This window comes from Asaia platycodi JCM 25414, assembly GCF_000614545.1.
GTDB classification, from domain to species: domain Bacteria; phylum Pseudomonadota; class Alphaproteobacteria; order Acetobacterales; family Acetobacteraceae; genus Asaia; species Asaia platycodi.
Window position 1 is genome coordinate 71,419 of the sequence record NZ_BAKW01000005.1, and the last position, 13,263, is coordinate 84,681.

Annotated in this window: 9 protein-coding genes and 4 pseudogenes; 2 read left to right on the forward strand and 11 right to left on the reverse strand. The window is 60.8% G+C overall.

Annotated elements, in window-relative coordinates; all coding sequences use genetic code 11:
• The 9 genes and pseudogenes from JCM25414_RS05980 to JCM25414_RS17675 form a co-directional block, all read right to left on the reverse strand.
• Complete coding sequence (locus JCM25414_RS05980) at positions 1 to 750, reverse strand: electron transfer flavoprotein subunit beta/FixA family protein (RefSeq protein WP_025841041.1); 750 nt, start codon at positions 748 to 750, stop codon at positions 1 to 3.
• A gap of 58 nt (positions 751 to 808) precedes the next feature.
• Positions 809 to 2,424 (reverse strand): annotated as a pseudogene (locus JCM25414_RS17655) (electron transfer flavoprotein-ubiquinone oxidoreductase).
• Positions 2,425 to 2,447: 23 nt separating this feature from the next.
• Positions 2,448 to 2,900 (reverse strand): tRNA (guanine(46)-N(7))-methyltransferase TrmB, encoded by a 453-nt coding sequence (gene trmB, locus JCM25414_RS26965; RefSeq protein ID WP_408734872.1) that lies wholly within the window; start codon positions 2,898 to 2,900, stop codon positions 2,448 to 2,450.
• Positions 2,827 to 3,186: a class I SAM-dependent methyltransferase gene (locus JCM25414_RS26970; protein ID WP_081775818.1), complete on the reverse strand. Its 360-nt coding sequence runs from the start codon at positions 3,184 to 3,186 to the stop codon at positions 2,827 to 2,829. Before JCM25414_RS26970 ends, trmB begins: the two co-directional genes overlap by 74 nt.
• A 9-nt stretch (positions 3,187 to 3,195) precedes the next feature.
• Positions 3,196 to 4,382 (reverse strand): annotated as a pseudogene (gene metK, locus JCM25414_RS17665) (methionine adenosyltransferase).
• Between the two features lie 146 nt (positions 4,383 to 4,528).
• Positions 4,529 to 5,272, reverse strand: a complete 744-nt coding sequence (gene dapB, locus JCM25414_RS06000; protein WP_025841042.1) for a 4-hydroxy-tetrahydrodipicolinate reductase — start codon at positions 5,270 to 5,272, stop codon at positions 4,529 to 4,531.
• 5 nt (positions 5,273 to 5,277) lie between these two features.
• Positions 5,278 to 6,434: pseudogene (gene dnaJ, locus JCM25414_RS17670) on the reverse strand (molecular chaperone DnaJ).
• 176 nt (positions 6,435 to 6,610) lie between these two features.
• Positions 6,611 to 8,515, reverse strand: coding sequence for a molecular chaperone DnaK (gene dnaK / locus JCM25414_RS06010; protein ID WP_025841043.1), 1,905 nt, complete (start codon positions 8,513 to 8,515; stop codon positions 6,611 to 6,613).
• 129 nt (positions 8,516 to 8,644) lie between these two features.
• Positions 8,645 to 9,222 (reverse strand): annotated as a pseudogene (locus tag JCM25414_RS17675) (nucleotide exchange factor GrpE).
• A gap of 261 nt (positions 9,223 to 9,483) precedes the next feature.
• Here JCM25414_RS17675 and JCM25414_RS06020 point away from each other — a divergent pair.
• Entirely contained in the window at positions 9,484 to 10,197 is a 714-nt protein-coding gene (locus tag JCM25414_RS06020; protein WP_025841044.1) for a response regulator transcription factor, read from the forward strand.
• Between the two features lie 55 nt (positions 10,198 to 10,252).
• Positions 10,253 to 12,001: a stimulus-sensing domain-containing protein gene (locus JCM25414_RS06025; protein ID WP_408734873.1), complete on the forward strand. Its 1,749-nt coding sequence runs from the start codon at positions 10,253 to 10,255 to the stop codon at positions 11,999 to 12,001.
• 11 nt (positions 12,002 to 12,012) lie between these two features.
• Here the strand turns inward: JCM25414_RS06025 and JCM25414_RS06030 are convergent, their stop codons facing one another.
• Positions 12,013 to 12,351 (reverse strand): UrcA family protein, encoded by a 339-nt coding sequence (locus JCM25414_RS06030; RefSeq protein ID WP_148300966.1) that lies wholly within the window; start codon positions 12,349 to 12,351, stop codon positions 12,013 to 12,015.
• Between the two features lie 446 nt (positions 12,352 to 12,797).
• A complete protein-coding gene (locus JCM25414_RS22885) occupies positions 12,798 to 13,256 on the reverse strand; it encodes a disulfide bond formation protein B (protein WP_242403390.1) in 459 nt (152 codons plus the stop codon).
• Positions 13,257 to 13,263: the final 7 nt, after the last annotated feature.

Sequence of the window (13,263 nt, forward strand, 5' to 3'; positions counted from 1 at the left end):
TCAGATCACCTTTGCTTCGTCACGCAGCTTGCCGACCAGTTCGGCAACGCTCGACACCTTGATGCCTGCCTGACGCACCGGCGGTTCGACCACACTCACCACTTCAAGGCGCGGGGCGATATCCACGCCCAGCGTATCGGCAGCAATGGTTTCGAGCGGTTTTTTCTTCGCCTTCATGATGTTGGGCATGGTGGCGTAGCGCGGCTCATTGAGGCGCAGATCGGTGGTGACGACCGCAGGCAGGGCCAGACGCACGGTTTCAAGACCGCCATCGGCCTCACGCACCACGGTGATACGGCCGTCTTCAACGGCAACCGAGCTGGCAAATGTGCCCTGCGGCCAGTTGAGGCGTGCTGCCAGAATCTGACCGGTTGCGTTCATGTCATCGTCGATGGCCTGCTTGCCCATGACGACCAGACCGGGGTTTTCACGATCAATGATCACCTTGAGCAGCTTGGCGACGGCCAGAGGTTCGAGATCGGCATCGGTCTGCACCAGAATGCCGCGATCGGCGCCCATGGCCATGGCCGTGCGCAGTACCGGCTGGGCTTCTGCCACGCCGATGGTCACGACCACGATTTCGGAGGCGGCGCCTTTTTCGCGAAGGCGCACGGCCTCTTCGACAGCAATTTCATCGAAGGGATTCATCGACATCTTCACGCCCTGCGTGTCGACGCCGCTGTTATCGGCCTTCACGCGGGGCTTGATGTTGTAATCAACCACCCGCTTGACCGGGACCACTATCTTCATCTGTTCCTCGCCGATCCTGGAAATCTCGACTGGGTTCATACCCTATTGCGACTCAAAATCACATACCGACCGGATAATTCGGGCCGCCCGCCCCTTCGGGCACGCACCAGTCGATATTCTGTGTCGGGTCCTTGATGTCGCAGGTCTTGCAGTGCACGCAGTTCTGCGCGTTGATCTGCAGGCGCATGGTGCTGTTCTCTTCCAGCGCCTCATAGACACCGGCAGGGCAATAGCGGCTTTCAGGCGAGCGGAAGATATCCCAGTTGACCGGCAGCCATTTCGACGGGTCGCGCAGCTTCAGATGGATCGGCTGATCTTCTTCATGATTGGTGCCCGACAGGAACACCGATGAGGTCAGATCGAAGGTCAGCGTGCCATCGGGCTTGGGATAGGCGATGGGCTTGCACTGATCGGCAGGTTTGAGCGCCTCATGATCCGTATGACGGAAATGCAGCGTCCATGGGGCGCGGCCACGGAAGATCAGGCTGTCGATACCGGCATAGAGCGCACCAAGCGATTGCCCCAGCGGGCGAAGGCAGGGCGCACGTTGCGGGCTTCGAACAGCTCCTTGAACAGCCAGGAACTCTTGAAGCGGCGCGTATAGCTCGTCGCTTCGCAAGGGCCTTCATGACCCAGCGCCTCGGCCACGGCCTCTGCGGCCAGCATCCCGGACTTCATGGCGGTATGGGTGCCCTTGATCTTCGGCATGTTCAGAAAGCCCGCGGAATCACCTGCCAGCACGCCCCCCGGGAAAGACAGGCGCGGCAAGGACTGGAAGCCGCCTTCTGACAGCGCTCGCGCACCGTAGATCAGGCGGCGGCCCCCTTCGAGATGCTTCGTGAACTCAGGATGGGTCTTGAGGCGCTGCATCTCCTGGAAGGGAGAGAGCCAGGTATTGCTGTAATCCAGCCCGGTGACGAAGCCGTAGGAAACGAGGTTTTCGCCGAAATGATAGAGCCAGGCGCCGCCATAGGTGCCGTCATCCATCGGCCAGCCGAAGCTGTGCTGCACGAATCCGGGCTTGTGCTTCTCAGCCGGGATTTCCCAGACTTCCTTGATGCCAAGACCGTAGGTCTGCGGATCGACACCCTGACGCAGATTGAACTGCTTCATCACACGCTGGCTGATCGAGCCGCGCACGCCTTCGGTCAGAATGGTCTGTCTGGCGCGCAGGATCATGCCCGGAGCGAAATTTGGCCCCTGCTCACCGTCGCGGTTCACACCCATATCGCCGGTAATGACGCCGCACAGGCGGCCGTCTTCGATATAGGGTTCGGCAGCGGCAAAGCCGGGATAGATCTCGACGCCCAGTTCTTCAGCCTGCGCCCCGAGCCAGCGGCAGACTTCACCCAATGACACGACATAATTACCGTGATTGGCCATGGCGGGCATGAGTTTGTCTATGAAGGGAATGGCAAAGCCGCGCTTTTCGGTCAGGAAAAGCACCTTTTCTTCCGTCACCGGGGTGTTCAGCGGCGCACCGCGTTCCTGCCAGTCGGGGAAAAGCTCGGCCAGAGCGCGTGGCTCGATCACGGCACCTGAGACGATATGCGCGCCGATCTCACTGCCTTTTTCAACCAGACAGACCGTGGCCTCAGGCATGAGCTGACGCAGGCGGATCGCAGCGGAGAGCCCGGCAGGGCCGCCGCCGACGATCACCACGTCGAATTCCATTTCCTCGCGTTCGATTTGCGTGCTCATGCGGTGTTCCGATCCGTCTCGGTGTCAGGCACCGCGACGCGTGAACGTCCAGTAGAACGGCACGCGGCCTTCGCGGTAGCCTTGGCTTCATAGCGTGTGGGCGACCAGCCTTCGGGGCGCTCGCCCTGTGCGGGCGGGGGCGCGTCGAACAGATCCTGTGCGCCCATGATCTCGAAAACCCAGTCCTGATAGACCGGGTGATCGCTGGCAACGCGCCAGATGGCTCCGGGCTTCAGCAGGCGGGCCAGTTCACGAATATTCTCCGGGTGGATGAAACGTCGCTTTGCATGACGTGCCTTCGGCCACGGATCGGGGAACATCAGATAGGCGCGATCAAGGCAGCCATCGGGCAGGGATTTCAGAAGCTGACGCGCATCATCGGGCCAGATACGGAAATGATCTGGCGGCGTGATGCTGTCTTCTTCCCCTTCCGGCACGATGCGGGACATGAGGAGCATAGCCCGTTTTCGAAACTTCGGCAGCGATGTAACCGATATCGGGATTACGTTGCGCCTGGTCGAGCGCATGTTCGCCCCCGCCAAAACCGATTTCAAGCCAGACTGAATCGACCGGCGCGCCAGTAAAGGCGGCTTTCGGATCTATGGCCTGTTCGGGGTTCAGACGGAGCCGTGGCAGCGCCTCGTCGAGAAGACGCTGCTGGCGGGCGCGCAGCGGGTGCCCGCGCTGGCGGCCGTAAAGCCGCTCAGGTTGGGACTTGAGAGAAGTGTCAGACAGTTGGGGACCTCAGCGGTTGAGGGCACCGTGCAGCGAGCTGACCAGATCGGTCTGCTCCCAGGTGAAGTTGTCGAGAACCGGATCGGGCACACGACCGAAATGGCCATAGGCCGAGGTCGGCACATAGATCGGGCGGTTCAGGCGCAGATGCCTGCGGATACCGCGCGGCGACAGATCGACCATTTCGTTCAGCAGCTTGCCGAGACGGGCTTCGTCGATGTCCTTGCCCGTGCCGTCAAGATCGACATAGACCGAAAGCGGCTTGGACACGCCAATGGCGTAGCTGAGCTGGATGGTGCAGCGATCGGCCAGACCAGCAGCAACCACGTTCTTCGCCAGATAACGTGCGGCATAGGCTGCCGAACGATCGACCTTTGTGGGGTCCTTGCCAGAGAAGGCGCCGCCGCCATGGGGGGCTGCACCGCCATAGGTGTCGACGATGATCTTGCGACCCGTCAGACCTGCATCGCCATCGGGACCACCGATCACGAAGTTGCCCGTCGGATTGACGTAGAACTCTTCTTCCGGGCACATCCAGCCTTCCGGCAGGACTTCGCGCACCACCTCGCGCAGCATTTCGCGAATGGTGTTCTGACGCATGCCTTCGATATGCTGCGTCGAGATCACGACCGAGGTGGCGCCGACGGGCTTGCCATCGACATAGCGTAGCGTGACCTGGCTCTTGGCATCCGGCAGCAGGCCGACACCGAGCGCATGATTGCTCTTGCGATAGTCGCGAACCTTTTCGAGGATCGACTGTGCATAGAAGAGCGGGGCCGGCATCAGATGCTCGGTCTCGCGCGTGGCGAAGCCGAACATGATGCCTGATCGCCTGCGCCCTCATCCTTCTCGCCGGCGCTATCGACGCCGACAGCGATGTCGGCGGACTGCGCGTGCAGCAGCGAGGTGATCTCGGCGTTCTTCCAGGAAAAACCTTCCTGATCGTAGCCGATATCCTTGATGGCGTGACGCGCACGTTCGATCAGCAGCTCGCTGGTGATCGAGGCGGGGCCACGGACTTCACCGGCCAGAACGACGCGGTTGGTCGTGCAGAGGGTTTCGCACGCAACGCGGGCTTCCGGGTCTGCCTCGAGATAAGCGTCCAGAACGGTGTCGCTGATCCGGTCAGAGACCTTGTCCGGATGACCTTCAGAAACGGATTCCGATGTGAAGAGAAATTCGCCGTAGTTACGCACTCAGGGACCTCGCAGGGAATGAGTGAAAGAAAAAACAGCGGACGCGCGACAGCCTGCGCCCGTACCGCAAGAGAGGGCTGTCCTTAAAGGCATTAAGCCGCAGGGGTCAAGAGTTTGTTATGATTTGGGCAGAACCGAGGCCGGTTTCAGGCGCTGAATATTGCTGTCATGTCATATAATCCTGCCGGTTTACCAACCAGCCAGCGCGCTGCTTTCACTGCGCCCTGAGCGAAGACGCGTCGGTCGAAAGCGCGATGTGACAGGGTGATCTGCTCAGTCCCCGAAGTCAGGATCAGACTGTGTTCGCCAACGATCTGACCGGCGCGCAGAGAGGCAAAACCGATCGCCCCCTCGCCGCGCAGCCCCGAGCGATCAATTTCGGTTACGTCAGAGAGCGTGACCCTGCGACCTTTGGCAAACTCTTCGCCGATGGCCAGCGCCGTACCCGAGGGGGCATCGCGCTTCTGACGATGATGGGTTTCGAGAATTTCGGCGTCATACTCATCGGCGGGCAGGGCGGCGCCGAGTTGGCGTGCCAGATCGAGCAGCAGGGTCAGACCCGGTGCGAAATTTGCCGCCCGCAGAACGGGGATATGCCTCGAGGCGCGTTGAATGGCTTCTTCCTGCGCAGCGTCGAAGCCCGTGGTGCCAATCACCCAGGCGCAGCGCGCCTGAGCGAAGGCCTCTGCATTGGCGCAGGTCGCGTCAGGGCTGCTCACATCGATCACCACATCGCTGCACCCTGCCAGACGGGCGGGGTCAGTCACGATATGGCGCAAGGCGTCGGGTTTGCGGGCCAGCCCGCCGGAAAGATGGAACTGAGCTGCCACCACTTCTTCAGCGCAAAGCGTGCCAAGGCGCCCTGTAATGCCTGCAATCCCGATACGCATCGTGCTCACTTCCCTTCGAAGAAATCCCGGACCTTGGCGAAGAACCCGGTATGTTCGGGGTTGGCCTTCTCCTGATCCTGGGTTTCGCCTGCCTCGGCCTCGAATTCCTCGAGCAGCTCCTTCTGGCGCGGGCTGAGGTGATGCGGCGTCTCGACGGCAACCTGAATATACATGTCACCGCGCGCGCTGGAGCGCAGAACCGAGAAGCCCTTGCCGCGCAGGCGGAAATTCTCGCCTGTCTGGGTGCCTGCCGGAATTTTCACCTTGGTGCGGCTGCCATCAATGACAGGCACCTCGATCTCGGTGCCAAGCGCAGCCTGCGTCATGCGCAGGGGGACGCGGCAATAGATATTGGCGCCGTCGCGCTGGAAGATGTCGCTGGCACCGACAGAGACATGCACGTAGAGATCGCCCGGCTGTACACCGCTGCCCCCAGCCTCGCCTTCACCCGTCAGACGAATGCGCGTGCCGTCTTCGACACCGGCAGGGATGGCGATATCGAGCGAGCGCGTCTGTTCCGTCGTGCCCGCGCCGCGGCAGCTCTTGCAAGGATTGCGGACCACCTTGCCCGAGCCGTGGCAGGTCGGGCAGGGGCGCTCGACCAGGAAGAAGCCCTGCTGCGCACGCACGGCACCGGCACCGTGACAGGTGGGGCAGGTGGTATCACCGGCATTGCTGTCAGCCGATCCCGAACCATGGCAGCTTTCGCAGGCCACGCGCGTGCGGATCTCGACAGGCTTTTTCACGCCAGCATAGGCTTCGGTCAGCGATATCTCGACCTGGACCTGAATGTCATTACCTGTGCGACGGCGCCCGCCGCCACCACCGCGACGCCCCCCCATCATGTCGCCGAACATTTCGAAGATATCGTCGAGACCACCGCCCCCGAAACCGCCGAAGCCGCCGCCCATGCCGCCACCGCCCATGCCGCCATTCTCGAAGGCCGCATGGCCGAAACGATCATAGGCTGCACGCTTCTGCTCATCCTTCAGGACGTCATAGGCCTCATTGATTTCCTTGAATTTATGCTCTGCGCTCTCATCACCCGGGTTGCGGTCGGATGATAGCGCATGGCCTGCTTGCGATAGGCCTTTTTCAGCTCATCGGCAGTGGCCGTGCGCGTAACTTCAAGAACAGCATAAAAATCGATTTTGGTGGCCATGGGAGTCCTCGTCAGGAGATCCAGGGGTCAAGGGGCGCCAGATCGGTGCCTGTCGCGAGAGCGGCAGAGGCGGGGGCGATCAGAACGTCGAAACGCCCGCCCCTCCCAAGGGAAGGACGGGCGCTGAAAGCCGTAAGCTTCCTGAGAAGGGGTCAGAGACCCCCTCTGTTTGGAACTCAGTGCTTCTTGCTGTCGTCCACGTCTTCGAAATCGGCATCGACGACGTTCTCGTCCTTGGCAGAATGGGCTTCGCCAGCGGCGGCACCTTCTTCAGCCTGAGACTGGCCATAGACAGCCTGACCGATCTTCATTGCCGCCTGCGTCAGACGCTCGGTGGCCGATTTCAGAGCCTCGACATCGGTGCCGTTCATGGCGTCGCGGGTCGCGGCCACAGCAGCTTCCGCTTCGGTCTTGTCTGCCGCCGGAACCTTGTCACCGGCTTCCGTCAGCGACTTCTCGGTCTGATGGATCAGGGCTTCGGCATTGTTACGCTGCTCGACCATCTCGCGCTTGGCCTTGTCTGCCGTGGCGTTCGCCTCGGCTTCCTTCACCATGCGGTCGATATCGGCATCGTTCAGACCACCAGAGGCCTGGATCTTGATCTGCTGTTCCTTGTTAGTCGCCTTGTCCTTGGCCGAAACATTGACGATGCCGTTGGCGTCGATGTCGAAGGTGACTTCGATCTGCGGCACGCCGCGCGGGGCCGGGGCAATGCCCGTGAGGTCGAAATTGCCCAGCAGCTTGTTGTCTGCCGCCATTTCGCGCTCGCCCTGATAGACCTTGATGGTCACGGCGTTCTGGTTGTCATCGGCCGTCGAGAAGGTCTGGCTCTTCTTGGTCGGGATCGTCGTGTTGCGATCGATCAGACGGGTGAAGACACCGCCCAGCGTCTCGATGCCCAGCGACAGCGGGGTTACGTCGAGCAGCAGAACGTCCTTGACGTCGCCCTTGAGCACGGCGCCTTGAACAGCAGCACCGATAGCGACCACTTCGTCAGGATTGACGTTGCGGGCCGGTTCCTTGCCGAAGAACTGCTTAACCGTCTCGATGACCTTCGGCATACGCGTCATGCCACCGACGAGAATGACTTCGTCGATTTCAGCCGGGGTGACCGAGGCATCCTTCAGGGCTGCACGGCACGGGCCGAGCGTACGCTGCACCAGATCGTCTACCAGGCTTTCGAGCTTGGCGCGGCTCAGCTTGACCACGAGATGCTTCGGACCCGAAGCGTCAGCCGTGATGAAGGGCAGGTTGATTTCGGTTTCCTTGGAAGAGGAAAGCTCGATCTTCGCCTTTTCAGCGGCTTCCTTCAGGCGCTGCAGGGCCAGCTTGTCGCCGCGCAGGTCGATACCCTGATCGCGCTTGAACTCGTCTGCCAGGTAACCGATGATACGGTTGTCGAAATCTTCACCGCCGAGGAAAGTGTCGCCATTGGTGGACTTCACTTCGATGACGCCGTCGGAGATCTCGAGGATCGACACGTCGAACGTGCCACCACCAAGATCATAAACGGCCACCGTGCCGGAATCGCGCTTGCCGAGGCCATAGGCCAGAGCTGCTGCCGTCGGCTCGTTGATGATACGCAGCACTTCGAGACCGGCGATACGACCGGCATCGCGCGTTGCCTGACGCTGAGCATCATTGAAGTAGGCCGGAACCGTGATGACGGCCTGGGAGACGGTCTCACCGAGATAGGATTCGGCGGTTTCCTTCATCTTGCCCAGAACGAAAGCCGAGATCTGCGACGGCGCGTAGTTTTCACCACGGGCGCTGACCCAGGCATCGCCGTTATCGCCACGTACGATTTCGTACGGGACCATTTCCTTGTCCTTGGCGACGGTCGGGTCGTCGAAACGACGGCCGATCAGGCGCTTGACGGCATACAGCGTATCGGAAGGGTTGGTGACAGCCTGACGCTTCGCTGCCTGGCCGACAAGACGCTCACCATTGGCGGTGAATGCGACCATTGACGGCGTCGTGCGTGCGCCTTCGCTGTTTTCGATGACCTTGGTCTCATCGCCTTCGCGGATCGCGACGCAAGAGTTCGTGGTGCCAAGGTCAATACCAATGACTTTGCTCATATTTCAGTCCTTTCAGCGGCGCTGTCCGGCCCATTGAGGCACCGGGCAACACCCTTGTTTTCGTCTCCCTGCCTCGGCAGGGGCGGGTTACTCTTGAAATCTAGGAGGCCTTGTTGAGGGTTTCAACCCTCATTCTGCGGCTTTGTTTCCGCCCTTGGCCACCACCACCATGGCGGGCTTGAGCAGACGGCCATGCAGCGTCCAGGTGGGAGTCCAGGCCTGCATCACCGTGCCATCGGCATGGTCGTCGCTCGGCTGCTCGGCCATCGCCTGATGCAGATTGGCGTCGAATACCTCGCCGACCGGATGCTGGCAGGTCACGCCGTTGCGCTCGAGAATGCGACGAAAGAGCGTTCGGTGCTCTCGAAGCCTTCGCGCAGCTTGCTGATCAGCCCGTCTTCGCTTTCGGTCTTGGCCGGAAGAGAGGCGAGGCCGCGCTGAAGGTTTTCGGCGGCCTCGACGACATCCTTGGCGAATTTCTGCACGGCGTACTGACGCGCATCTTCAACCTCACGCTTGGCGCGTGTGCGATAGTTCTGCATATCGGCTTCGGAGCGCATCCACTTATCGCGGAATTCCTCGACCTGCGCTTCAAGTTCGGCAATGCGGGCTTCGGGGCTCAGGGCCGTCGCTTCCGTCTGGGCTTCTACCGTCTCGGGGGTCGGGGTTTCGTTCTGCTCGTCGTGGAGCGCATTTTCAGTCGTCATCGTGGTCGCAACCTCGAAAAATCTGGCCCAGTGTGACCGGGCGGCATAGGGTCGGCTTCTGGCATACTCCCCCTGTTCGGGGCGAGACTGGCCACCAGAAGCCACGAAAAGCACCGATCGACCATCCTTGGATGTCCGACCGTTTTCAGCTGCCCCGTCTTGGGCGCAGCCGCGTGGTAAGATATAGGTGGCTCTATCAAGCCATATGCCAACCCCCCTGTTATTGGCAACAGGCAGAAATTGAAGGCGGATGCATCGCGCATGGAGACGACAAAGCACACCATCGCCCTGGTGGATGATGATCGCAATATTCTCACTTCGGTCCAGATGGCGCTCGAAGCCGAGGGGTTTGTGGTGCACACCTATACAGATGGCGAGGCGGCTCTGCAGGGGATTCAGGCGCGGCCGGTCAGCCTGGCGGTGCTGGACATCAAGATGCCGCGCATGGATGGCATGGAACTGCTTCAGCGCCTGAGGGCCCGTTCGGCCCTGCCGGTCATTTTTCTCTCCTCAAAAGACGAGGAACTCGATCAGCTCATGGGGCTGCGTCTGGGCGCTGACGATTATATCACCAAGCCCTTCTCCCAGCGTCTGCTGCTCGAACGTATCCGCGCCCTGCTGCGCCGTCAGGATGCGAGCCGCGCCGAAGGCAGCGGTGTGTCGACCGGTGGTGCCGCCATCGTGCGTGGCAGCCTGACACTGGATGAGACGCGTCATCAATGCCTTTGGGCGGGTCAGGACATCATGCTGACTGTCACTGAATTCCTGCTGGTCAAGGCGCTCGCCCTGCGCCCCGGCATGGTGAAATCGCGCGATCAGCTCATCGATGCCGCCTATGGCGAGAACATCTATGTGGATGACCGCACGATCGACAGCCATATCAAGCGCGTGCGCAAGAAGTTCAGGCAGATCGACGATAATTTCAATCAGATCGAGACGCTTTACGGCATAGGTTATCGCTACAAGGAAGACTGACCGGCCATGCCCCAGCGTGAATCCATTGGCAGGCGGTCGCGCAGGGCGCCCTGGTCTGTTGTCACAGGGGCTTAGGCGCCTGCGCAGGCGGTCTTTCCGCCATGCTGATACGCGGGCGCTCGAAGCAGGGCGGGATGGTGAGCCATCGAAACGACGCTTTCACCTGCCCCGTTTCGCCTCTCCACTCATGCGGCGCATTTTTCTACTCAACACGCTGCCTCTGGCTATTCTCGCAGTCACGCTCCTTTTTCTGAACGACTTTCAGAACAGCCTGCTCGAAACCGATGTGAACGCGCTGCGCGAACAGGCTCATATCTATGCTGCGGCCATGGGGCAGATTGCGGTCGTGCGCGACCCGGCTCGTCATCCGTTTCCTGGAGCAGAGTTCATGCTCGACGGGGCGCAGGCGCGTCCGCTTCTGCTGCGCCTGACCGAACCCAGCCCCAATGTGCGCGCCCGGCTGGTCGGGCCCGACGGCACGCTTGTGGCCGATAGTCTGAACGAGGCGGCGCTCGTACGCCGAGACCGCAAGGGTCAGTCGGGAGCTGGCGAGCCAGCCCCACCGCCCCGGTGGCAGCCACCGCGCAATAACGGTGTCGAAATTGCCTATGAATGGCTGCTGTCGCTTCTGCCTCTGTCGTCACGCGAAGGCATTGTGACGCTGGAAAATCAGGACAGCCCGCCCCCTCTGCGTTCTGCCGGCGAATATCGTGGGGCAGAGGCCGCTCCATATATCAGGCGCACCCCTGAGCATGAGCTCGTCATCACAGTCGCCGAACCCGTCATTCATGATGGACAGACGGTGGGTGTCATCCAGCTGACGCGACAGGCACAGGAGGTCGATCGCTCGCTTTTCGCCGTGCGCTCCTCGATCCTCTCGCTCTTTCTGGCGGCCATGGCTGTGACAGTCCTGCTGTCCTGGTATCTCTCCATCACTATCGCCCGGCCTCTTCTGCGCCTCGCGGTCGCTTCCCACGACATGCGCGATGTAGCGGGGCGTGCCGATACCGTGCCTGAATCCCTGCTGGTGCGTCGTGACGAGATCGGCGTGCTGGCGCGCGCGCTGCGCGGTAGCGTGCTGGCGCTCTGGGCCCGTATGGACGCCATCGAGCGTTTTGCTGCCGATGTCAGCCATGAAATCAAGAATCCGCTGTCGTCCATCCGCTCGGCCATCGAGACCCTGCCGCGTATCGAAAACCGCGAGCGCCAGACCCGGCTTTTGGCCATCATCAATAACGATGTGCGCCGTCTGGACAGGCTGATAACCGATATTGCCGATGCCAGTCGCATTGACGCCGAACTGTCACGCGCCCGGTCGGAACCCGTGGCCGTGGGAATGCTGCTCTCTATCCTGACGGAGATGCATCAGACCACACGCAAGCCCGAAGATGCCATTCTTGTTCTGGATGATTCCCATGACGATGCAGTCCATCCCTTGCGGGTTCTGGCGGTGGAAGATCGTCTGGTTCAGGTGTTGCGCAACCTGATTGGCAACGCGATTTCGTTCTCGCCCCCACGCGGGCGGATTACCCTCTTCATGCGCCCTGTAGACAGGCAGATTCGTATTACGGTCAGCGATGAGGGGCCGGGCATTCCCCCGCTCAAGCTCGAAGATGTTTTTGACCGCTTCTATTCCGAACGCCCCCAGACCGAAAACTTCGGTCAGCATTCAGGGCTGGGCCTCGCCATCAGTCGACAGATCATCGAAGCCCTTCATGGGACGCTTCATGCCGAAAACCGTTATGACGAAGCCGGTCGGATCACAGGTGCCTGCTTCGTCGTTCTTTTGCCGCGCGCCCTGTAGCGCCTTTGCGGTCATGAACGGGCCAGACGGGTCTGGCTCGCTGCGGTACGACGGGCGTAGATGTCACGCATCTGCTGCACGGCATTGTCATAGGCGGCCTGAGTGCATTCCTCGACATCGGCATCGCGACGATCGCTGGCACCCACATCGCGCTCGCAGATATCGGCAGCCTTGACGTGGATTGCATCTGCAACCCGGTTCCAGTCACGGTCGGATGTGAGATTGACGTGCGAGACATCGATCTGTGCGCTCTGCCCGTCCGGAACGATGCGGTTTTCTGCAAAAGCAGGCTGGGCAGCGATGGCGACGAAGCTGGCAACGGCAAGGAGAGACTTGGCGAAAGCGAACATGACGAGATCCTTATAGAAGCCCCGGACCCGTTGTCCGGTGGTATGATCTCCTTCTTGCAAAAGTCGTGCCAAATTCTGTTTTTCAGAGATTTTGACTCAAAAAATCAGATTTCATTCGAATGAGTGGTGTAAAAAGCCATAAAACGATCAAAAAATATTATTTATGGTGATTTACGTCATTGGAAACGTGTCCGCTGGATCGAGCGCGGTATTTGCCTCGTTTCTTTCGTCGGGGACTCAGAAATATCTGGCTGTTCAGCTCGGCGTGTCGCTATCACGCGTGACGCGCGCGGTTCTCCCCTTTTCCTCATCGGATTACAGCCAGGCTCAGGAGATCTGATGGAGTGAGGAGGGGTTGAAGGGGCGCGCCCTTTCGCGGGTCAGGGCTGCGCCCTGAAGCAGGATGTCAGCGCGCAGCGTGCCAGCGTCGTGCCTGAAGCACAACGCTATAGCTGACAATGATGAAGAGCACGGCTGCGGCGATACCGCCGAGTACGGTCATTGAGACCGGCAGATGGAAGAGATAGGTCGGGTCGTCGCAGGGCTTGGCCGGGCGCATCGGCATGGAGCCATGCGGTCGCGGAAACTGGCGCCTGCGTGGAAAACGGGAGCATGGCACGCGGGAAGAGGCTTTCCCACCATTTCTGTTCGACGCCATTATGAATACCGGCCAGCATGACCGAGGCGGCGAGGGCGGGAAGGGCGAGCACGGTCGCCCAGAATCCGACCATACCGGGAATGAGCAGAGCAATCACGCCCAGAAAGGCGACGATGCGCCAGGGTGCGCGCTCGATCAGGCAGAGTTCGCACGGGGCGTAGCCGAGAATATGCTCCGCCCAATAGGCCGCAAAAAGCGCGGCGAAACCGGCGAAAAACATCAATCCACCGGTCAGTCGCGCAATCATTCCTGTC